The sequence below is a fragment of the Lysinibacillus sp. 54212 genome, assembly GCF_036662795.1.
GTDB lineage: Bacteria > Bacillota > Bacilli > Bacillales_A > Planococcaceae > Lysinibacillus_B.
Genome location: NZ_JBAFWZ010000030.1, coordinates 17302 through 37922, shown reverse-complemented (window position 1 = coordinate 37922; position 20621 = coordinate 17302). Strand labels below are relative to the sequence as shown.

Annotated in this window: 17 protein-coding genes; 3 read left to right on the top strand and 14 right to left on the bottom strand. The window is 39.0% G+C overall.

From position 1 onward, the window contains the following. Positions 1-158 precede the first annotated feature (158 nt). The 3 genes from mdh to citZ form a co-directional block, all read right to left on the bottom strand. Positions 159-1097: a malate dehydrogenase gene (gene mdh, locus V4T18_RS16020; RefSeq protein ID WP_332651112.1), complete on the bottom strand. Its 939-nt coding sequence runs from the start codon at positions 1095-1097 to the stop codon at positions 159-161. A gap of 312 nt (positions 1098-1409) precedes the next feature. After that, on the bottom strand, positions 1410-2675 hold the full coding sequence (gene icd, locus V4T18_RS16015; RefSeq protein WP_332651110.1) for an NADP-dependent isocitrate dehydrogenase: 1266 nt from the start codon (positions 2673-2675) through the stop codon (positions 1410-1412). Positions 2676-2754: 79 nt separating this feature from the next. Further along, positions 2755-3870 (bottom strand): citrate synthase, encoded by a 1116-nt coding sequence (citZ, locus tag V4T18_RS16010; protein ID WP_332651108.1) that lies wholly within the window; start codon positions 3868-3870, stop codon positions 2755-2757. Between the two features lie 257 nt (positions 3871-4127). Between citZ and V4T18_RS16005 the strand changes: the two genes are divergently transcribed. Then, the gene (locus V4T18_RS16005; RefSeq protein ID WP_332651106.1) at positions 4128-5087 is read left to right on the top strand and encodes an AI-2E family transporter; all 960 of its coding nucleotides are present in this window, start codon (positions 4128-4130) and stop codon (positions 5085-5087) included. On the opposite strand, the gene V4T18_RS16000 is transcribed toward V4T18_RS16005, so the two are convergent. The 8 genes from V4T18_RS16000 to V4T18_RS15965 form a co-directional block, all read right to left on the bottom strand. After that, positions 5071-5460: an FxsA family protein gene (locus tag V4T18_RS16000; protein WP_332651104.1), complete on the bottom strand. Its 390-nt coding sequence runs from the start codon at positions 5458-5460 to the stop codon at positions 5071-5073. The genes V4T18_RS16005 and V4T18_RS16000 overlap by 17 nt on opposite strands. 476 nt (positions 5461-5936) lie before the next feature. Next, a complete protein-coding gene (gene pyk / locus V4T18_RS15995; protein WP_332651102.1) occupies positions 5937-7697 on the bottom strand; it encodes a pyruvate kinase in 1761 nt (586 codons plus the stop codon). A 27-nt stretch (positions 7698-7724) separates the two neighbouring features. Then, entirely contained in the window at positions 7725-8684 is a 960-nt protein-coding gene (gene pfkA, locus V4T18_RS15990) for a 6-phosphofructokinase (RefSeq protein ID WP_332651101.1), read from the bottom strand. A 165-nt stretch (positions 8685-8849) separates the two neighbouring features. Then, entirely contained in the window at positions 8850-9806 is a 957-nt protein-coding gene (locus V4T18_RS15985; RefSeq protein WP_332651099.1) for an acetyl-CoA carboxylase carboxyltransferase subunit alpha, read from the bottom strand. Then, on the bottom strand, positions 9799-10668 hold the full coding sequence (gene accD / locus V4T18_RS15980) for an acetyl-CoA carboxylase, carboxyltransferase subunit beta (RefSeq protein ID WP_332651097.1): 870 nt from the start codon (positions 10666-10668) through the stop codon (positions 9799-9801). The genes V4T18_RS15985 and accD overlap by 8 nt, the downstream gene beginning before the upstream one ends. Positions 10669-10686: 18 nt before the next feature. Beyond that, positions 10687-11328 carry a FadR/GntR family transcriptional regulator gene (locus V4T18_RS15975; RefSeq protein ID WP_332651095.1) on the bottom strand — a complete coding sequence of 214 codons (642 nt, stop codon included), beginning with the start codon at positions 11326-11328 and terminating at the stop codon, positions 10687-10689. A gap of 133 nt (positions 11329-11461) precedes the next feature. Continuing rightward, positions 11462-14545, bottom strand: coding sequence for a DNA polymerase III subunit alpha (gene dnaE / locus V4T18_RS15970; RefSeq protein WP_332651093.1), 3084 nt, complete (start codon positions 14543-14545; stop codon positions 11462-11464). A 17-nt stretch (positions 14546-14562) separates the two neighbouring features. Next, the gene (locus tag V4T18_RS15965; RefSeq protein ID WP_332651091.1) at positions 14563-15510 is read right to left on the bottom strand and encodes a DHH family phosphoesterase; all 948 of its coding nucleotides are present in this window, start codon (positions 15508-15510) and stop codon (positions 14563-14565) included. A 95-nt stretch (positions 15511-15605) separates the two neighbouring features. Here V4T18_RS15965 and V4T18_RS15960 point away from each other — a divergent pair, with 95 nt between their 5' ends. Continuing rightward, positions 15606-15917: a YtpI family protein gene (locus V4T18_RS15960; protein WP_332651089.1), complete on the top strand. Its 312-nt coding sequence runs from the start codon at positions 15606-15608 to the stop codon at positions 15915-15917. A gap of 118 nt (positions 15918-16035) precedes the next feature. Here the strand turns inward: V4T18_RS15960 and V4T18_RS15955 are convergent, their stop codons facing one another. Together V4T18_RS15955 and V4T18_RS15950 are read right to left on the bottom strand one after the other, a co-directional pair. Then, a complete protein-coding gene (locus tag V4T18_RS15955) occupies positions 16036-17343 on the bottom strand; it encodes a DRTGG domain-containing protein (protein ID WP_332651087.1) in 1308 nt (435 codons plus the stop codon). A gap of 168 nt (positions 17344-17511) precedes the next feature. Continuing rightward, positions 17512-18192, bottom strand: coding sequence for a metal-dependent hydrolase (locus V4T18_RS15950; protein ID WP_332651085.1), 681 nt, complete (start codon positions 18190-18192; stop codon positions 17512-17514). Between the two features lie 128 nt (positions 18193-18320). On the opposite strand from V4T18_RS15950, the gene V4T18_RS15945 reads away from it, so the two are divergent. After that, positions 18321-19409 (top strand): M24 family metallopeptidase, encoded by a 1089-nt coding sequence (locus V4T18_RS15945; RefSeq protein WP_332651084.1) that lies wholly within the window; start codon positions 18321-18323, stop codon positions 19407-19409. 214 nt (positions 19410-19623) lie between these two features. On the opposite strand, the gene V4T18_RS15940 is transcribed toward V4T18_RS15945, so the two are convergent. Beyond that, positions 19624-20562: an LCP family glycopolymer transferase gene (locus V4T18_RS15940; protein WP_332651082.1), complete on the bottom strand. Its 939-nt coding sequence runs from the start codon at positions 20560-20562 to the stop codon at positions 19624-19626. Positions 20563-20621: the final 59 nt, after the last annotated feature.

Here is a 20621-nt window from a genome sequence, read left to right as displayed (position 1 = left end):
TAGCGTGCTTGTCACGCGTAGAGACTTTCGAAGCGACCTCGAGGGGCTGGGCGATGGAGCTAGACACATCCGAAATGCGCAAGCGCCAAAGATTTACCGTTTCTTATACCGTTAAAAAAACGAGCAAGGATATCATATCCCTACTCGTATATTTATGATTAAGATAAAACTGTCATAACAGCACGTACTGCTTCTGCCGAAACGTCTAATGCTGCCTTTTCCTTATCAGTTAATTCAAGCTCGAATATTTTTTCAATTCCGTTCGCACCAAGCAGTGTCGGAACCCCTAAATATAAATCATTATAGCCATATTCACCTTCTAAGTATGCAATCGAAGGTAATACACGTTTTTGATCCTTCAAGATTGCCTCTGTCATTTCGACCATAGCCGCAGCTGGCGCATAATATGCCGAACCATTGCCTAACAGGTTGACAATTTCAGCACCGCCATTTCTTGTACGATTAACAATTTCCTCTAAACGATCCTTTGAAACTAATGTCTCTAGTGGAATGCCACCAGCGAATGAATAACGTGTAAGTGGTACCATTGTATCTCCGTGTCCACCTAATACAAATCCAGTAATATCCTTTACAGAAATATTTAATTCTTCCGCAATAAAGGCACGGAAACGAGCTGTATCTAGAACACCAGATTGTCCGATAACACGATTTTTCGGGAACCCTGTTGTTTTGTATACCGTATACGTCATAGCATCAACCGGGTTAGTTAAAACTAAAATAATGGCATTCGGCGAGTACTTTGCAACCTGCTCAGAAACTGAAACCATTACTTTTTGATTGATTTGAACTAAATCGTCACGGCTCATACCAGGCTTACGTGCAACACCAGCAGTGATCAGCACAATATCAGAATGAGCTGTATCCGCATAATCAGAAGTGCCTTTTACGTATGAATCATACCCTTGTACAGGAGCAGCTTCCCACATATCTAAAGCCTTACCTTTTGTTGGGTTTTCTGCTTCCGGAATATCAACTAACACGACATCGCCAAGTTCTTTTTGCGCTACTAAAAAGGCTGCAGTAGCTCCTGTGTACCCGCTACCGATTACAGAGATTTTTTTACGTTTCAAAGTCATTTGAATATGCCCCTTTACATTTAGGTTTTTTAAAGCATTGTTACGTAATATTATTTTTCTGTAAGCAAATCTTCTCTCTGAGAGATTTCAACACTTTCCACATTACAAAACACAATAACATTTTAACATTGCCTCAATAAAAAAAAGAGGGAGGAGACAAGTCTCTTCCCTCCCTTAATTAACTTCATTGTGATACTTTACTATTCCAATGTCAATAATTAACTGAAGACTCATAAGTTTTCGTTTAAAAATTATTGTTCATTAAGCAATTTGTGTAAATTTTCACATGAAATTACAGAGAAATTATAAGAATTAAAGATTTTTAATTAATTCGTTAGCGAACTCTGAACATTTAACTTCTGTAGCACCATCCATTAAACGAGCGAAGTCATAAGTTACTACTTTAGAAGAGATTGTTTTCTCTACAGAGTTAGTAACCATGTCTGCAGCTTCTTGCCAGCCAAGGTGTTCAAGCATTAATACGCCTGAAAGTAATACTGAAGATGGGTTTACTTTGTCAAGACCAGCGTATTTTGGAGCTGTTCCGTGAGTTGCTTCGAAGATCGCATGACCAGTTACATAGTTAATGTTAGCACCTGGAGCGATACCAATACCACCAACTTGTGCAGCTAGCGCATCAGAAATGTAGTCACCATTTAAGTTCATAGTAGCTACTACGTCGAACTCGTTTGGACGAGTTAAGATTTGTTGTAAGAAGATATCAGCGATAGAATCTTTTACGATGATTTTGCCAGCAGCTTCAGCTTGCTTTTGTGCTTCGTTAGCAGCAGCTTCGCCTTGCTCAGCTTTGATTGCATCGTATTGGTTCCAAGTGAATACTTGCTCACCAAATTCTTTTTCAGCTAACTCGTAACCCCATTTTTTAAATCCACCCTCAGTGAACTTCATGATGTTACCTTTGTGAACTAAAGTAACTGTAGGTTGGTTATGCTTGATCGCGTACTCGATTGCAGCTCGAACTAAACGCTCAGTACCTTCTTTAGATACAGGTTTTACACCAATACCAGAAGTTTCTGGGAAACGAATGTTTTTAGTACCGAATTCAGTTTGTAGGAAGTCGATAATTTTTTTAGCTTGGTCTGAACCAGCTTCAAACTCGATACCTGCATAGATATCTTCAGTGTTTTCACGGAAGATTACCATGTTTACATCTTCTGGACGTTTAACTGGAGAAGGAACACCATCAAAGTGACGAACTGGACGTAAGCATACATATAAGTCAAGTTGTTGACGAAGTGCTACGTTTAGGGAACGGATACCGCCACCGATTGGAGTTGTTAATGGACCTTTAATTGCGATTAAATATTCGTTAATTTTGTCTAAAGTTTCTTGTGGTAACCACTCACCAGTTTGGTTGAATGCTTTTTCACCTGCAAGTACTTCTAACCATTGGATTTTCTTTTCGCCGTTATAAGCTTTTTCTACAGCTGCGTCGATAACGCGAGAAGCTGCAGCCCAAATATCTGGCCCAATTCCGTCACCCTCGATGAAAGGGATTACTGGATTGTTAGGTACTTGAAGTACACCGTTTTCTACTGAAATTTTACCGTTAGTCATGAATATTGCCTCCTATATTCGTAAATCTAGGACTGCGTAGATACACACAGTCCTAGATAAGTTTAGCATATTTTCTAAATTATCGCTCGTTGATTGGAACGTATTTTTGCATTCCTGGTCCAACGTAGTTTGCACGTGGACGGATTAAGCGGTTATTAGCATACTGTTCAAGGATATGTGCTACCCAACCTGATGTACGAGATACAGCAAAGATTGGTGTGAATAAATCATGTTCGATTCCTAATGAATCATATACTGATGCAGAGAAGAAGTCTACGTTAGCTGGTAGGTTCTTTTGTTCTACGATCATATCATGGATTTTAACTGACATTTCATAAAGCTCTGGCTTTCCAGTTAATTCAGTTAATTTTTGTGACATTACACGTAAGTGTGGAGCACGTGGGTCACCCTTACGATATACGCGGTGTCCGAAGCCCATGATTTTTTCTTTATTATCAAGTTTACCTTGGATATAAGACTCAACGTTATCAAGTGAACCAATTTCAGATAACATTTTCATTACTTGCTCGTTAGCGCCACCATGTAAAGGTCCTTTTAATGCGCCGATTGCAGCCGTTACACCTGAATAAACATCAGATAATGTCGCTACACATACACGTGCAGTAAATGTTGAAGCATTTAATTCATGATCAGCATGTAAAACTAACGCCTTATCGAATGCTTCGATTGCGATTGGTGCTGGCTCTTGTCCAGTTAACATGTACAAGAAGTTCGCTGCATATCCTAATTCTGGTTTTGGTTGAATTGGCTCTAAACCATTACGTACACGAGAGAATGTCGTTACTACAGTAGCAATTTGTGCTTGTAAACGGATTGCTTTACGGTAGTTCGCTTCTGGGTCCATTACATCAGCTTCAGGATCAAATGTACCTAACATTGAAACTGCTGTGCGTAATGCAGCCATAGGATGAACTGTATTCAATGGCATCGATTTAAATAAATCTGCAATTGCAGAAGGAATTGACATATTGTCTGCTAATTGTTGTTTTAATTCAGCCAGCTCGTCCGCTTTTGGTAAACGAGTGTGCCATAGTAAATAAATTACTTCTTCAAACGTAGCGTTGTTTGTTAAATCATCGATGTTGTAACCTACGTATGTAAGTGTGTCATCGATAATTGAACTGATTTTTGACTCTGCTGCAACGATACCTTCTAAACCTTTAGTTGCTGTCATTATGAATCGCTCCTTCATAAATTATAATTTTTTTGTAAGTGCTTTCTTTTTTAAAGAGAAAACACTTTCGTTCTGCTCAGGTGAACCTATAAGTAAATCGCTTACATGGACCATTATAATCAATTTTGACGGCTTTGTGAATGAAAAGCGAATATTTTAGGAAAAAAGTGCATTATAAATCAAAAAAGGGTCTTAAAGAGAAATTTGAGTTCCAAACGAGATATACATTACATAAAACAAAGGTGGGCTGCTTTTAAATGAATAATATTCCCTTTTCTGTATCCAAAAGTACTATGAAAATTCTCATTTTAATCGGCTATTTACTTCTTACAATTATCGTTTCACCGCTATCTATTGCTATTTTTTGTGCTTATATTGTGTACCCGTTTGTTAATTTTTGCAACAAAAAACTAAAGATTCCTTTTGCTCTTAGTGTATTATTAATATCTTTATCATTTTTCTACTTAATCTATGTTTTAATTCATCTAACCCTGCAAAGTAGTATGTTATTATTGCCCCTTTTAGAAGACACACTCGTTCAATATACAAATCAGCAGCCTTCCAATTTACTTTCTACACTTTTTAACGATGCACTTTCGATGGCAGATAAGCTCGTCCAATATGTATTTCAGCTTGTACAACAATTGTTTCAGTATTTTTTAGAGTTAATTATTTTTATTATGGCGTTTTATTTTTCATTATTTGAAAGTAGACGTAATCGATTTTGGTTCTTTCTCTATACGCCAAAGCTTGTTCGTGAAGATTGGAAACGATATTTCTCAAAGGCAATGGATCTATTTACAAGATTTTTGTTTGTAGAAGTCCGATTATTCCTTTTAACATTTATTCTTTTATGCATCGGCTTCATGCTGCTTAAGTTTGACCATGCTATCTTAAAGGCATTCCTAATTTCAGTTTGTGACGCTCTACCGTTTTTCGGCATAGGATTTGTGCTCGTGCCATTAGCAATTTATTATTTCTTTACTGGCAATACACTATTTTGTGTAGCCATAATTGTTATTTATATTATTATTCAAACAACAAGGCAGCTAACTGAATCTTACTTATGGGCGTCCACATTTCATTTGCGAACGGTCCACTCATTTGTCATCAGCGCTGCCTCTGTATTAGTGTTTGGTTTTTATGGAATTTTGCTAAGCCCATTCTTCCTTTTATTAGCAGTTAAACTTAAGGAAAAATCTATTTTTGCACGATAATCACTTGACCTTTTTTCATCTTTTTACGAAGCCACATAAAGATAAGTGGTTTAAATAAATTTCGCGTAAATGAAGTAAGCATCATAAGCCCAATGATACTCGTCAAGAAACCAGGAATAATTAATAAAACTGCACCTACAAAAATCATAAAGGCTTCAATAAGCGCAACACCTGGGGGCTGTCCTTGTGCAATTTTCGTTTGAATCGCCTGAAATGATTTAACACCATACTTTTTGGCAATCCCAATACCTAGTGCACCCGATATTATAATGAAAAGTAATGTTGGCATAACACCAATAGCATTACCTACTAGAATGAACAGTGCAATTTCTGCAAAAACACTTGCAATAAAGGTAAATAATATGGCTCTCATCTAATCCCCCCTTACTATATCTAATACTATATACGATAAAAATTTGATAAAGTTTCAATAAGAAAAGCGCAAGCGCCCTGTTTTGCCCCGACAAGCGCTGGAGAAAGGATCCTAGCGTGCTTGTCACGCGTAGAGACTTTCGAAGCGACCTCGAGGGGCTGGGCGCTGGAGCTAGACACATACGAAAAGCACAAGCGCCCCGTTTTGCCCCGACAAGCGCTGGAGTCCACGAATCGAAAGCATCTTTTCAGCTTTCGACCGAGGGGACGGGGCGACCTCGAGGGGCTGGGCGCTGAAGCTAGACACATAAGAAAAGCGCAAGCGCCCCGTTTTGCCCCGACAAGCGCTGGAGTCCACGAATCGAAAGCATCTTTTCAGCTTTCGACCGAGGGGACGGGGCGACCTCGAGGGGCTGGGCGCTGAAGCTAGACACATACGAAAAAAGGCAAAATCACCGGAATGATTTTGCCACATTTTTATAGAACGCTTGCATGACCTTTATAAATAACGCCTGTTTCTGCATCCATTGTAATTTCTTGACCGTGACGTATTAATGTCGTTGCTTCTTTCACCCCAACAATAACAGGAATCCCTAAGCTTAAACCGACCACTGCAGCATGACTTGTTAAGCCACCCTCTTCTGTAATAATACCTACACAGTTTTCAATCGCTGGCATCATATCTTTATCTGAGCCAATTGTTACAAGTATGCAGCCTTCCGTATCATAGGCAAGTGCTTCACCAGCATTTTTGGCTACTACCGCTTTTCCAATTACAGATGCTTTACCAACACCTTGACCGCGCGCTAGCAGGTCGCCAATTACATGAACCTTCATCAAGTTCGTTGTGCCTGCCTCACCTACAGGAACTCCTGCTGTAATCACAACTACATCTCCGTGATCTACGTAGCCAGCCTTTAAAGACTCATCAACAGCAAGCTCTAAAATTTCGTCTGTTGTTTGTACACGTTGACATACGATTGGCTGTACACCCCAAACGAGTGTTAGCATTTGCGCAGTATTCGTTGAACCTGTTACCGCAACAATCGGCACTCCTGGTCGATATTTGGCAATCATTTTTGCAGTATTACCACTTTCCGTTGGAGCAAGGACCGCTTTAACACCAAGATTCATCGATGTATAGGCTACAGCTTGAGAAATCGCCTCCGTCATCGTTGCTTCTTTTTCACGACTACGCTGACTAACGATACCACGATAATCTAATGCTTTTTCTGTTCGATCTGCAATTTTATTCATCGTTTGAACAGATTCAATTGGATATAGACCAGCCGCTGTTTCACCAGAAAGCATAATAGCATCTGTTCCGTCCATAATTGCATTGGCTACGTCACTTGCCTCCGCACGAGTAGGACGTGGATTACGCTGCATCGAATCAAGCATTTGAGTAGCAGTAATTACCGGCTTACCAACTTGATTACATTTATTGATTAAAGATTTTTGAACAAGTGGTACTTCCTCAGCTGGAATTTCAACTCCAAGATCCCCACGTGCAACCATTAAGCCGTCTGATACTTCGATAATTGCATCGATATTATCAACGCCCTCTTGGTTTTCAATTTTAGGGATAATTTGAATATGACTTCCGCCATTCTGTTCTAGTAGCTCTCGAATTTCAAGTACATCTTTTGCTGTACGAACGAACGAAGCAGCAATAAAATCAACACCTTGCTCGATACCAAATAAAATATCCTGTGCATCCTTTTCCGTAATACCAGGTAGTTTAATCGATACACCCGGAACGTTTACACCCTTTTTATTTTTTAATACACCAGCATTTTCAACAATTGTATGGATAAGTCCACGCTCTACATCCTTCGCTAAAACCCTAAGCTCAATTAATCCATCATCTAATAAAATTATATCGTTTTGATCAACATCCTCGATTAGCTGCTCATATGTGACAGAAAAACAGTGTTCATTTCCAACTACTTCTGTCATGGAAATATCAATCACTTGCCCAGTAACCAGATGTAATTCGCCATTCTCCATAGAATGTGTACGGATTTCAGGACCTTTCGTATCAAGTAAAATCCCTACAGGCTTCCCGACTCTATCAGCTGCATCTCGGATAGCCGCAATTCGAACTGCATGCTCCTCATGATTTCCGTGTGAAAAATTTAAACGCGCTACATTCATACCAGCTTGTATTAGCTTTTCTAACATTTCTGGTGCTTCACTTGCTGGGCCAATCGTACATACTATTTTTGTTTTTCTCATGCTTGTTCTCTCCGTTTTCGTCGTTGTCTATATGGACAATTCTTTTGAAAGTGTGTATAAGCTTAAATCTGCCTTATGATTATTTTCATAAGCGTGCTTCAAATCATAATCAATCACTTCATGATTTTTAATACCAACTGCTCGACCACCGCGACCTTCTAACAAAACTTCCACTGCTTTGGCTCCTAAACGCCCTGCTAATACACGATCATGCGCTGTCGGTGAACCACCTCGCTGAATATGCCCTAGAACAGATACCCTTGTTTCAATGCCTGCTTTTTCCTTAAGCATCTTCGCCAGCTCACTACCAGGCATAACACCTTCCGCTATAATTATAATACTATGTCGCTTGCCACGTGCAACACCACGCTCAATTCGAGCGATTATTTCTTCTAAATCATATTTTTCTTCTGGAATAAGGATAGATTCAGCACCTGCCGCTAAACCAGCCCATAGCGCGATATCCCCTGCATCACGCCCCATTACCTCTACGATAAACGAATTTTCGTGTGAGGTTGCTGTATCACGAATTTTATCGATGGAGTCAATTACTGTATTAAGTGCCGTATCAAAGCCTATTGTATATTCTGTACCAGGTACATCATTATCAATCGTGCCTGGCACACCTACACAGGGAAAACCTTTTTCTGTAAGCTCCATCGCACCACGATATGACCCATCTCCACCGATTACAACTAAGCCTTCAACTCCAGCCTGTCGCATTTTTTCTATCGCCTCGAATTGATAGCGGTCCTCTTTAAACTCAGGACAGCGGGCAGAAAACAATTTCGTACCACCTCGTTGAATAATACCACCGACCGAGCCCAAATCTAGCAGCTCCATTTTCCCTTTAATCAGTCCATTATAGCCTTGGTAAACGCCCATCACTTCAACGCCGTGAAAGTTTGCCTTACGAACAACAGCACGAATAGCTGCGTTCATACCAGGTGCATCTCCACCACTTGTTAAAACGGCAATTTTTTTCATCCTTGTGTACCCCCTACCTAAAATCACTATTATTATTCACATTAACATGAATAAACAAACTATGTAAGTATTCTCGGCAACTAATCATAATACTTTTACAAAAGAATAAAAAAAGAAGAATGCAATTTACACATTCTTCCACAGCGAATAAATCATATTTCATATTTATTCTTCGATAAATTGCCCTATATTTTTAAATTTATGATAGCGTTCCTCAATAAGCTGATCACCAGATAATTCACTTAACTCAGTGAATGTATCTAAAATACACTCCTTTAATGCGATCGCCTGCTTTTCAAGATTTTTGTGTGCTCCGCCAGCAACCTCTGGAATAATCCCATCGATAATGCCCATTTCCTTCAAATCCATCGCTGTTACTTTCATCGCTTCAGCTGCCTGCTTCGCAAGTGTGGCATCTTTCCATAGGATCGAAGCAGCTCCCTCTGGAGAAATAACTGAGTACGTAGAATTTTCAAGCATGAAGATTTTATTCGCCACACCTAGAGCAAGTGCTCCACCACTTCCACCTTCACCGATGACGATACTAATAATCGGTACGCGTAAACCCGCCATCTCAAAAAGGTTTCTTGCTATCGCTTCACTTTGTCCGCGCTCTTCAGCTGCTTTACCTGGATAGGCACCCTTCGTATCAATAAAGCACAGTATTGGACGACCAAATTTTTCAGCCTGATACATGAGACGAAGCGCTTTTCGATATCCTTCTGGATGAGGCATCCCAAAATTTCTTCGGATATTTTCTTTTGTCGACTTGCCTCGCTGATGTCCTATAATTGTTACTGCCTGCCCATTTATTGAAGCAATCCCGCCAACAATCGCTTCATCATCACCATAGCAACGATCTCCATGCAATTCAATAAAGTCCGTAAAAATAGAGGAAATATAATCCAATGTTGTCGGACGTTCGGGATGTCTTGCTACTTGCACACGGTCCCATGGCTCCATATTGCTATAGATGTTTTGTTCAAGCTGTGCAAGACGGGTTTCTAGTTTTTCGATTTCACCGGTCATATCCACCTCAGCTTCTTGGGCAATATTTTTTAATTCATCTATTTTTTCACGAAGCTTTATTACAGGCTCCTCAAATGCCATTGCTTTAGACATTCACCTTTCCCCCTTTTACATGAAGCTTTACAATTGTTGCTAATTTATCGCGCATTTCATGTCGGTGGAAAATTGCATCAAGCTGCCCATGAGAGAGTAAAAATTCCGCCGTTTGAAAATCATCTGGCAATTTTTCACGTACAGTTTGTTCTATAACACGTCTTCCTGCAAAGCCAATTAATGCTTGTGGTTCTGCAATATTATAATCACCGATGGACGCGAAGCTTGCCGATACACCACCCGTCGTAGGATGCGTCATAACTGATATATAAAGCAAACCTTCCTCGCTATGGCGCTTCAAGGCAACGCTTGTTTTTGCCATTTGCATTAAAGATAGAACTCCCTCCTGCATTCGCGCACCACCACTAGCAGTAAAAATAATAAAAGGCACACGTAATACAGTTGCACGCTCTATCGCTCTTGTAATTTTTTCTCCAACAACCGATCCCATAGAGCCCATTCGGAAATGTGAGTCCATGACAGCTACGACAACTAACTCACCCTTAAGTGTTCCTTCACCTGTTAATACAGCTTCATTTAATCCTGTCTTTAATACATCTGTCTGTACCTTTTCCACATAGGCAGGAAATTGTAATGGATTAATTGTTTGCAAATGATCATCGAAGCTAAAGAAGCTATCCTCATCTAAAAAACAATTAATTCGTTCTTGAGCTGTCATTTTTAAATGATGCTGACAATTTGGACAAACCTTTAAGTTTTGTTCTACTTCCTTCGTTAAATGGATTTTTCTACATTCAGGACATTTTGACATTAACCCTTCCGGAAATGCCTTCTCATTTCTTGCTTCAATAAGAACGCCCGTCTTCTTTTTATTTTTTGAAAATATATCTCGAATTGCCATTTTTCATCCCCCTTATAATTACGTTATTGTCTGTAAGTGATGCATCCAATCATCGTAGGCTTCAATTGCTTCTTCCTCATAGCCCATTTGAATAGATTTTAGCAGCACTTGAAGTACCTCTTTTTCTTCTTCAGTAACGTAATTTTTTAATATATTCATACTATATGCAACAAGCTGCATCCATATTTTTAAAGCTAGTCGATTACCTGATGCAATAATACATTCTCTCAATAAATATTCTCGAATGACCTCATCTTGTAACTCGATTGATATAAACAAACTATCCCAAATCGGTAAGTTTCGTAAACTATCATTTCTACAAATTATTCGTATTGCCTCACGTTCATGCATTTCACGCGTTGCATTAACATCGTCTACCGATTTTGTTCCTTGCAAAATAAACGACGATAGGATTTCAACCAGCTTATGCTGCCCTACATCTGCTAAAAATGTTCCACCGCCATGTCTAGTTTCAATTAAGCCTAGTAGCTCTAAACTACGTAATGCCTCTCGTACTGACGAACGACCTACATTTAATTGCTCACATAGTACACGTTCAGATGGTAGCTTTTCTCCTGGTTTGATTTGCTGCGTAGCAATTAACTCACGTAACTGCTTGACAATTTGAACAAACATTTTCTTTGACTGCTTCTGTTCCATCGCTTTCACCTGCAATCATCGTTAATTAACAAAAGTGGTCTGACCAGTTTTGTTATTAGCATACAAAATCTAAAATAAAAAGTAAAGAAAAAACCGTACAACTTGTGCACGGCTTTCTCTTTTTCCATATATATTAGTGAATTTTAATACTCTTTACCTTAAGCTGTGGTTTACCAAAACGGAATTCAAGTATCCCTTCTGCGTATACGAAAGCGTCTTCTTTCATCCCACCTACAGCTTGTAAATATTCTTTTGGGAATAAGGTCATGGAAATCGTACCGAACTCATCCTCGACCTGTACGAAAGCCATTAGCTCTCCCTTTTTTGTACGAATTTGACGTACTTCACGAATGATGCCGATTAATTTTACAGCGCTATTCGCAGGATTTCTTTTTATTGCATGCAGCGTTGTATCTACTTGTGGATAATTAGCTCGAAGCTTTTTTACAGGATGCTCTGATAAATAAAAGCCAACAACCTCTTTTTCATATTGTAGCTTTATTTTTTCTGGCATTGGCTCTACTTTCACATGCTTTGGTTTACCGAATGTAAACTGAGCTGTTGAAAATAAATCTACCTCTTCATTTGGTCGTACAAGCTCTGCATGCTTAATTGCTGCTTCAATCGTTGCTAGTAGTACAGCTCTGTCACGACCAAAGTCATCAAGTGCTCCAGCCTTAATAAGTGGCTCCATTACCTTACGAGTAAAAACAGACGCACTCAAGGAGATCGCAACATCAAACAAATCCTCAAAAGGCTGACCCCTGTCCTGACGAACCGATAGTAGCTTTTGTAAAAATGGCTGCGGTACCCCTTTAATCGCTGCTAAACTAAACCGAATTTGACCGTTTTCGACTGAAAAATGTCGCACACTTCTTTGAATAGATGGTGGCAGTATTTTTATTCCTTTAGCTTTTGACTCTTGCATTATTTGTGCTAGTTTTTCACTATTACCTGTGGCATTCGTCATAAGGGCAGCATAAAAATTAACTGGAAAATTCGCTTTTAAATACGCAAGCTGATAGGAAATCATACTATAGGCAACCGCATGACTTTTAGGAAACCCATAATCTGCAAAGCGAACGATTAATGCATAAATTTCCTCTGCTATTTCTGTATTATAGCCTTGCTGTAGTGCACCTTGTATAAACGCAGCTCGTTGCTCCTCCAATATTTCTCGCTTTTTTTTACTTACCGCTCGACGAAGTAAATCAGCCTGCCCAATTGTAAAGCCTGCAAATACACTGGCAATCCTCATAATTTGCTCCTGATAAACGATTACTCCATATGTTTCACTTAATATAGGTGTCAGGACCTGATGTGGCATTATAACTGGCTCTTGACCATGCTTTCTTCTTGCATATACCGGTATAAAATCCATCGGGCCGGGGCGATAAAGGGCATTGACCGCTACAATATCTAAAAAATGAGTTGGACGAATTTCATGTAATGCCTGACGCATCCCCTCTGATTCAAGCTGGAAAATCCCCGCTGTGTCACCTTCCTGCAATAGTTGAAATGTTTTCTGATCATTCATCGGAATTCGCTGTAAATCGACCTCAATATTGTGCGTAAATTGAATTGAACGACGAATTTGCTCTAGTATCGTCAAATTTCTCAGGCCTAAAAAATCCATCTTTAAAAGCCCTGCCTGCTCCACTTCTCCCATAGGCCACTGTGTTAAGTAGACACCATCATGACCTTTTTCTATGGGCACAACCTCCACAAGTGGCATCGGGCTTAATACTACACCTGCTGCATGAGTCGAGGCATTTCGTGGCAAACCTTCTAGCTGAAGAGCTGTGTGAAACCATTTTTCACGAATAGACTCCTTGCCAATCCATTGTCGTAAGTTTTCTGATTCTGCATAAGCCTGCCGTAGTGTAATACCAGGCTTATTAGGAATGAGCTTGGATATCATCTCGAGGGCTTCACCTTCAAAATTAAACATTCGGGCAACATCGCGGGCAACCGCCTTTGCCGATAAGGTGCCAAAGGTGATAATTTGTGCCACATGCTGCTTGCCATATTTTTCAGCAACATAGGCTATTACTTCGTTGCGCCTTGTATCAATAAAGTCGATATCAATATCAGGTAAGGATACCCGATCAGGATTTAAAAATCGTTCAAATAACAAATCGAATTGTAATGGGTCAACATGTGTAATTTGCAAAGAATACGCCACAAGTGAACTTGAGGATGAACCGCGCCCAGGTCCTGTTAAAATATTAGCCTCTCTAGCAAAGCGCATAAAATCTTCAACAATTAAAAAATAATCCTCATAGCCCATTGAGCCAATAATTTGGAGCTCATAACGAAGGCGCTGCAAATACGCTTCTGGCACCTGCGAGGTTTGTAATCTTGATTGTAACCCTTCAAAAGCATGCTCATACAATACCTTGGAGGCTGTTTGCCCTTCTGCTATGGGATACTTTGGCATATAAACATGATTAAAATCCATTTCTACCTGACAATCTAATAAAACTAGTCGTGTATTATCAAGCCATTCTTTCTCATAAAGGTTATGTAACCTCTCGGCAGTCGGTACATATTGATGCTTTGTTTTATGTCGATGCAACGATTCACCCAACTTAATGCCTGTATCAATTGCACGGGCTACCTCATACGCAAAATGATCCTGCTCTTGCAGGAACGTACTTTCATGCAGGGCAATAACTTTATTTTGTAGACGATTACTAAGGGAGATTGCTAGCTCCTCTTCAGGCACCGACTGCTCCTTCCGAGAAATACCGACAAAAAGGCGACTCGCAAACAGTTCCTTTAAGCTAATAGCAAAGGGCTCATGTTCAATTCGAAGCCATGAGCACTTATTATCCATAGCTGGTATAACTGCCACACAGCCCTCTGCATAGCCCGCTAGCCAGCGCCATGGAAGCTGTTTATCTTCTCGTATTTCAATAGAACTACTAATTTTTAACAAATTCTTATATCCTCTATTATTTTTTGCATATAAAATAAGCGGTAAACTTGTTTCCTCTGTATATTGGACGTTGACAGCTAGTCCAATAACCGGATGAATTCCCGCCTTTTTCATCTCATGCCAAAAAGGCAGCAGCCCATACAATTTCGAACCGACCATTGCACAAGCTTCTGCCTTTTGCCTTTGTAAAAAAGGGATGAGTGCTTCCATACGAATTGTACTTTTTAATACATCTGCACTCGTCCGTATTTGTGGGTAAACGACAGCCCTTGACATCTCGATCCCTCCTAAAATTATTTATTATAATTTCTACAAATCTCTGTTAGATCCTCTACTACTTTGTCTGCCTCAGCCCATGATTTTGCTGTTGCGCCTGAAGCAAGAGGATGACCGCCACCGCTATATTTTTTCGCTAATTCATTAATAACTGGCCCCTTTGAACGTAGGCGAACACGAATTGTATCGCCCTCTTCAATAAAGATTACCCATGCACAAATCCCCTTTACATTTCCAAGAGAACCAACAAGCAGGGACGTTTCTGAAGGCGTTACATTGAACTCTTTCAGTATATCGGCTGTTACTTTAATATACGCTGCTCCGTGCTCATCCATTATAAAATTCTGATATAGGTAGCCCTGTAAATGCAACAGCTTACGATCCATTTCATACATTCCATCATATACATCATTACGGTTAAAATTGTATTGAATTAAATGACCTGCAGTTTCAAATGTTTTTAATGTGGCACTTGGGAATAAGAATCGTCCAGTATCTCCGACAATACCTGCAAATAATAAGCGGGCTCCTTCATCTGAAAGTGTCCAACCCTTATACGTCTTCCCTTCTTCAAAAAGCTCATAAATCATTTCACTACATGAACTTGCATTTGTATCTACCCATAGTAGATTGCCGTACCGATCATCATTTGGATGATGGTCAATTTTTATAACCTCTGCACCGTTTTTATAGCGTTGATCGTCGATACGCTCCGTATTCGCTGTATCTGTCACAATAATTAATGCATCTTTGAATCTTTCATCCTCTATAACATCCGGTTGCTGTAAAAAAGTTAACGACTCATCATGCTCGCCTACCGCAAATACATGTTTATTTGGGTAATTGTGATGAATTAATTCTTTCAAACCGAATTGTGATCCATACGCATCCGGATCAGGTCGTACGTGGCGATGTAGAATAATGTTGTCGTACTGCTCAATTGTGTCGATGATTTGTCGTTTCAATGCCTTTTCCTCCTGCTGTTTAGTGAATTCCGTTCGCATTTTTCTAAAAAAGTCGTTACAATAATGACAGCTTGGCTTTTAACGGGAGGTTCACTATGAATATACTTAATTATTTCTTTGTTGCTTGTATTATATTTGCTTTCGTATTCTACTTTTATTATAAGACGAAACAACTCCGTGCAACACTACCAATTCGAAAAAAATGGTACACAGCTAAAGCTGGAGTTGCTCTAGGTGTATTTATGATTTTCTTCGGATGTAATGCTACAATTATTTATCCAACAGGAGTTGGCTTTGGCGTTGCAGCAGTTTTTGTCATCGTTGGTGCTGGTCTAGCATTTAACAATTACAAAAGGGTCCGTCATGAAGGAAAATACATTCAAGAAGAATACGAATTAAATAAATAAGCTTAGAAAGACAAATCTCGCTCTAAAAAAGGGCGAGATCATGTCTTTTTTTTATACATATTTTAATCAAATTAGCCATTGAGGACATTAACTTAAACACTCTATTGTCCGCTAATTTTTATCTCTCTAAAAGTTGGAACATCATCATCGCTTTACCAACTAGAACTGATCCATTAAAGGCTTCAAAGTCCATTTTTACAAACTTACGACTCATATCTAATATACGAGGTCGAATTTTTAATATACTTTCCATTTGTACGGGTTTAATAAAGTAGATCGTCATGTTTTCTACTACCGCATCTCCACGTTTTCTACGTTTTAATGCAAATGAGCCTACCTCTGAAAGTAATGTCGTAAAAGCTCCATACGATAAAGAACCAAATTGATTTGTCATTTGTGGTGTTACAGCAAACTCAACAAAAATGTCCTCTTCGCCCATTACTTTAATTTCATTTTTTACTAAATCGTCAATTGTTTCCCCATGTTGTGGCTGTCGTTGCGCTGTCTGAATCGCTTTCAGCACGTCCTGACGGCTAATCACACCTTGTAGTATGCCATCATCATTTACTACTGGCAGTAAATCAATGCCTTCCCAAATCATGCGATGTCCCGCAGAAGCGACACTTGTTTTCATAGAAGCAGCAATCGGATTTTTCGTCATTACTTTTTCAATCGACTCATCTTCTTCTCTTCCAATAACATCCTTTACAGTAACCATGCCGACTAACTTATTTTGTGCTGTGACAACAGGAAAAGCCCCGTGACTTGTCCGCATATTTTGCTTATGGAAGCTCATAATGGATTGATCATTTCTAAGGACTACCGTATTTTCAAGTGGAATATACACATCTTCAATTAATAAAATATCCTTTTTTATTAATTGATCATAAATAGCACGATTAATCATTGTCGCTACTGTAAACGTATCATAGCTCGTCGAAATAATTGGTAGCTCTAATTCATCTGCTAAAGCCTTATTTTCCTCAGTTGTATCAAATCCACCAGTAATCAGTACGGCTGCACCAGCAGTTAATGCATTTTCATGAGCCTTTGTTCGATTTCCTACGATTAGTAAGCTTCCAGCGTCCGTATACCGCATCATATCCTCGAGCTTCATTGCGCCAATAACAAATTTTGTTAATGTTTTATGCAGGCCCGCTTTACCACCTAGTAGTTGTCCATCCACAATGTTGACAATTTCTGCAAAGGTTAATCGTTCAATATTTTCTTTCTTTTTCTTTTCGATACGAATTGTTCCTACTCGTTCAATTGAACTGACTAACCGACGATTTTCAGCTTCTTTTATTGCACGATAAGCCGTCCCTTCGCTCACTTGCATTTCTTTGGCGATTTGTCGTACAGAAATTTTGTCACCTACTGGGAGGGACTCAATATATTGTAGAATTTTTTCATGTTTTGTTGACATATTATCACCTGTTTCTCATCATTCATTCCTGCCATTAGTGTAACATATTTCTACATCGTGTTTAAAAATATTTAAAAAGATGATTGCTACTAAAAAATATCCGACATAATTCTGTTTCAAATCAAAAAAAGGCAACAATCCCAAGTATATTGAAATTGTTGCCTTATATTATAAGTTTACATACTCACCCGGTTGTAATATTTGTGTTTCTGCATCTTTGACAAGATCAGCAAATAGACTTGGGTCAACTTGAATTGGTGGAAACGTATTGTAATGAATAGGAACGACTATTTTTGGCTTTAATAGAGATACCGCATACGCTGCATCCTCTGGACCCATTGTAAAATTATCACCAATAGGTAGGAAGGCAACATCGATCGGATGACGCTCACCAATCAGCTTCATATCACTAAACAACGCTGTATCGCCTGCATGATAAATTGTTAGCTCTTCAGCTGTAAATAATATTCCCCCTGGCATCCCTGTATAAATAATCTCATTATTTGGCGTAACATAAGATGACCCGTGAAAAGCTTGTGTGTATTTTACCTTACCAAAATCAAACTGACGCGAGCCTCCGATATGCATATTATGCACCTTCACACCTTGCCAGCTTAAATAATCTGCTAATTCATTCGGTGCAACGACTAGGGAATTATTTCTCGTTGCTAACTCCACCGTGTCACCAACATGATCATTATGACCATGTGTTAACAAAATGACATCTGGTTTTTCATTCTCTACAACTAAATCTGTGACAGGATTCCCCTTTATAAAAGGGTCAATTAATATGACGTTATCAATTGTCTGAATTTTAACTACAGAATGTCCATGATATGAAATTTTCATTGTAAATCCCCCTCATATTGATTTTGTTCTTTAAATTCAATTCGATACGAATGCACGAAATCCTTTTTTTTGATAAGCTAAACATATTATTAATTGCAATTGACTTACAATTGCTAGGAGGCATTCTTTTGACAAATCTTCAAAAACTACAAAGCTATTTAAAAGAACAGCAGTTAGATGCTGCGTTGGTAACAACACCAGATAATGTATTTTACTTTTCTGGCTTTAAAAGTAACCCACATGAACGTTTATTAGGTGTGATGGTATTTCCGGATGCCGAGCCATTTCTAATTTGTCCGCAAATGGAAGTGCCTGATGCAGCAGCTGCAGGATGGTCCTTTGAAGTAGTCGGGCATTTAGATACAGAAAATGCATGGGATATAGTAGCTAAAACAATTGAAAAACGCCATATTACGATTTCAAAAATGGCGATTGAAAAGTCTCATCTAACTGTCGAACGGTTAGAAGCATTAGTGGACCGTTACCCACAAGCATCATTTGTCCGTTTAGATGATACTATCAACGCAATGCGTGTGATTAAAAACGAAGCTGAGCTTATTCTAATGCGTAAAGCAGCAGAGCTTGCAGATTTTGCTATTAGAGTGGGCTGTGACGAAATTGCTGAAGGTAAAACTGAAATGGAAATACTAAATGCCATTGAATCTGCAATAAAGGCTAAGGGCTACTCAATGTCATTCGATACGATGGTGCTTGCTGGTGAAAAATCGGCATCTCCACATGGAACACCAGGCAATCGCCAAATTAAACGAGGCGATATGATTTTATTTGACCTTGGTGTAATTTACGAGGGTTATTGCTCAGATATTACAAGAACAGTAGCATTCGGTGAAGTAAGTGATGCACAAAAAGACATTTATAACGCTGTACGTAAAGCAAATGAAGATGCAATCGCAGCAGTTAAACCTGGTATCACAGCAAGTGAATTGGATAAAATTGCTCGTGATGCTATTACTGATGCTGGCTACGGAGAGTATTTCACACATCGATTAGGTCACGGTTTAGGCATTTCAGTCCATGAATTCCCTTCAATTAACGGCACAAATGAGCTCGTAATGGAGAAAGGCATGGTATTTACAATTGAGCCTGGAGTTTATAAATCAGATGTAACGGGTGTCCGTATTGAGGATGATGTCGTTGTGACAGAAGCTGGTGTAGAAGTATTAACAAAATTCACTAAGGATTTAATTATTTTATAGCTCAGACAGCATCGCCTCTAAAACGGCTGCATCTAGGGATATAAAAATTAGTTGAAGCCGTGCCTTCTGAAAGGGTGCGCCTGGAACGAAAATCAACAGGTTCTTACTGTTTATTTTAAAAAGAAAAAGACTGTAGGCAAACTCAAAATCATATTAGTTTGTCTACAATCTGAAACATTCACGATATTCAATTTCGAATGTCTTTTTATTTTAGCTAAGGTGTTGTCCCAGCCTCATTCTCCTCTAAGTGAAGTAATAATTCACTGCTTAGTTTATTTACTTCCTCTTCGTTAAGAATATAGTACCAATAGCCATCTATTCGTTGCCCTTGACCTTCCTGGAATTGTAACTGCTGAATATCGCCATTTAGCTTGCTATAGAGCTTTTGAAGATTGATAATTTGTGAGCCTGTAAAATTCATTTTTACATTGTCACCTAGAATATCAAAAATATCATCAAGCTTCAGCAGCATAGCTGGGTTAGATGATTTTGCTAATATCGCTTCCACCAGTTGCTTTTGACGCAATTGTCTTCCAAAATCACCACGTGGATCCTCATATCGAATTCGTGAAAATATAAGCGCCTCTTCACCGCTTAATCGTATACCCCCTTTAGGAAAACTATAGGAGCCGACTGATAAATCCATATCATTTTCCACTTCGATGCCACCTAACACATCAATGATGGATAGGAAGCCTTCCATATTAATGGCCACATAATAATCAATTGGAATAGATAGTAGCTCCTCTACGGTATCAATAGACATCGCAATTCCACCTCGAGCATAGGCATGATTTATTTTTTCTACCGTGTTATTTCCAACAATCTCTACCCGAGAATCTCTTGGAATACTTAGCATTTTAATCGTACCTAAATCCGGGTTCACTGTGACAACAATCATCGTATCCGTTCGCCCTGAATCATGCTCACGTTCATCGATCCCTAACAGTAACACCGAAAAAGGGTCTTGATGAGGCACTTTATCCGCAGGCGGTATTGTTGTCGTTTCATGCTCATTCATTTTATTTATAGCTTTTTTAAAAGAAAAATAATTCATACCACCCCAAACTAGCACAGCTAACAAAAATACTAAAAAAACTAATAATACAATTTTTTTGACCGGTATATTTTTCCTTTGATCGTTTCTAGTCATTTTTTCATTCATAAATGTCCTTTCAAATATTCCACATAATATTCTATATGACGTTATTA

Excerpts from the sequence above, each read along its gene's own strand:
- mdh (WP_332651112.1), bottom strand. The coding sequence starts at position 1,097 with ATGACTTTGAAACGTAAAAAAATCTCTGTAATCGGTAGCGGGTACACA.
- icd (WP_332651110.1), bottom strand. The coding sequence starts at position 2,675 with ATGACTAACGGTAAAATTTCAGTAGAAAACGGTGTACTTCAAGTACCT.
- citZ (WP_332651108.1), bottom strand. The coding sequence starts at position 3,870 with ATGACAGCAACTAAAGGTTTAGAAGGTATCGTTGCAGCAGAGTCAAAA.
- V4T18_RS16005 (WP_332651106.1), top strand. The coding sequence starts at position 4,128 with ATGAATAATATTCCCTTTTCTGTATCCAAAAGTACTATGAAAATTCTC.
- V4T18_RS16000 (WP_332651104.1), bottom strand. The coding sequence starts at position 5,460 with ATGAGAGCCATATTATTTACCTTTATTGCAAGTGTTTTTGCAGAAATT.
- pyk (WP_332651102.1), bottom strand. The coding sequence starts at position 7,697 with ATGAGAAAAACAAAAATAGTATGTACGATTGGCCCAGCAAGTGAAGCA.
- pfkA (WP_332651101.1), bottom strand. The coding sequence starts at position 8,684 with ATGAAAAAAATTGCCGTTTTAACAAGTGGTGGAGATGCACCTGGTATG.
- V4T18_RS15985 (WP_332651099.1), bottom strand. The coding sequence starts at position 9,806 with ATGTCTAAAGCAATGGCATTTGAGGAGCCTGTAATAAAGCTTCGTGAA.
- accD (WP_332651097.1), bottom strand. The coding sequence starts at position 10,668 with ATGGCAATTCGAGATATATTTTCAAAAAATAAAAAGAAGACGGGCGTT.
- V4T18_RS15975 (WP_332651095.1), bottom strand. The coding sequence starts at position 11,328 with ATGGAACAGAAGCAGTCAAAGAAAATGTTTGTTCAAATTGTCAAGCAG.
- dnaE (WP_332651093.1), bottom strand. The coding sequence starts at position 14,545 with ATGTCAAGGGCTGTCGTTTACCCACAAATACGGACGAGTGCAGATGTA.
- V4T18_RS15960 (WP_332651089.1), top strand. The coding sequence starts at position 15,606 with ATGAATATACTTAATTATTTCTTTGTTGCTTGTATTATATTTGCTTTC.
- V4T18_RS15955 (WP_332651087.1), bottom strand. The coding sequence starts at position 17,343 with ATGTCAACAAAACATGAAAAAATTCTACAATATATTGAGTCCCTCCCA.
- V4T18_RS15950 (WP_332651085.1), bottom strand. The coding sequence starts at position 18,192 with ATGAAAATTTCATATCATGGACATTCTGTAGTTAAAATTCAGACAATT.
- V4T18_RS15940 (WP_332651082.1), bottom strand. The coding sequence starts at position 20,562 with ATGACTAGAAACGATCAAAGGAAAAATATACCGGTCAAAAAAATTGTA.